Source organism: Alcanivorax xiamenensis (genome assembly GCF_009846745.1).
Classification (GTDB): domain Bacteria; phylum Pseudomonadota; class Gammaproteobacteria; order Pseudomonadales; family Alcanivoracaceae; genus Alloalcanivorax; species Alloalcanivorax xiamenensis.
The window spans coordinates 1-1,239 of sequence record NZ_AQPF01000109.1; the positions used below are offsets into that span (position 1 = coordinate 1).

1 protein-coding gene is annotated in these 1,239 nt (G+C 58.0%); it reads right to left on the reverse strand.

Annotated features, from left to right (window positions below):
• Positions 1-398: 398 nt before the first annotated feature.
• Positions 399-1,239 (reverse strand): rolling circle replication-associated protein (locus tag A6D6_RS22035; RefSeq protein ID WP_236564213.1); only part of this gene is annotated, 841 nt, incomplete at its 5' end.

Here is a 1,239-nt window from a genome sequence, read left to right on the forward strand (position 1 = left end):
TTCGCATGTTTCTGCTCTGCTTAGTGGTTATCAGGATGCGAACCGGGCCCGGGGTGTTGGTAGCACTGCCGGGCTTTTTTATGTCCGCGATATGGGGAATTTATCAGGTAGCGGGAAGATATGTAACTACTAATCAAGGCGGGGGTCTGCGGGAGGGCTCGCGCGCGCGCGCGCAAATCCCATCCCACTGCCCCCCTTTCTTAAAAATCAGTTGTTCAGGCGCGGGATAGGTTCTCTGTTCTGGGAGGTGGTTCAGCGCGATTGAACCATTGTGCAGACTGCTAGTGTCGTGTTTTCAGGCATGAGCCCCCAGCAGGAAGCCGGGGGCACGGTATCGGCGGTGGTAGGTCTGTGTTCTTAGGAGCGTCAGAGTGCCGCCTGTCATGGCCTTACGGCCATTAGCAGGTAATTTCGTGCCCCTGTGCCCTGAGATAGTCCAGAACCTGCAATGCCGGCCCCATTTCCAGCCACTCAGAAGCCCCGCGAACGTCTGACAATTCCCGCCTGTGGGATTTCAGCATTCCCCTGGCTGACTTTATCCGCCATGAGTTGCCAGCAGTGCGAGCATCGGCAATACGCCAGTTTCGGAGGATGCGGCGAAGCCTGTAATACGCCTCAGAGGAAATATCGAATTCCACTGGGTCGGTGGTAGCCCAGTCACCAGTTTTACCCCAGACGCGCCCGGTTTTCTTCTTCCATGACGGGGGGATGTTCTCAGGGTGTCGCTGGTAGTGCTGGACGCCTCGCGCTGAGTGTTTACTGAGATACTTAAACCAACCCACGGTATCGTTAATCTCCAGTGAGTACTGGCCCCGGAGGGAAGCGCCGAATTCGTTGGCGACAGCAACCCAATTAAGCAGCAACTCCCCACGGGGGACGGAGATTGGGAGCCATAAAGCCCCGTGAAGGTGTGGGACGCCCCTTCGCTGCCATTCGGTGACCCAGTGCACCCGGTAGACCCCCAGACGGGTTAGACGCTTGAAATAGGCGTTTCTGAGCCGTTTCCAGTCGTCGGCAGTGGGTGGGCAGTCCCGGACAGTGAGCGTGATGGCATAGCCCCGGAGAGGCTCCCCGGAAGCGGTGGTGTCTAGGGTGCGTTCGTCGACTGATCGGAGGAAATGAACCATGCGCCGGGTGGCGGATTCTGACCAGCCTTCAACGGTGCCCCGTTTGGCTCTCAGGTGATCGTTTTTCTTGGGGGGGGTGCCCATGGTGACCCCATGGCGGTACAATTTGAGT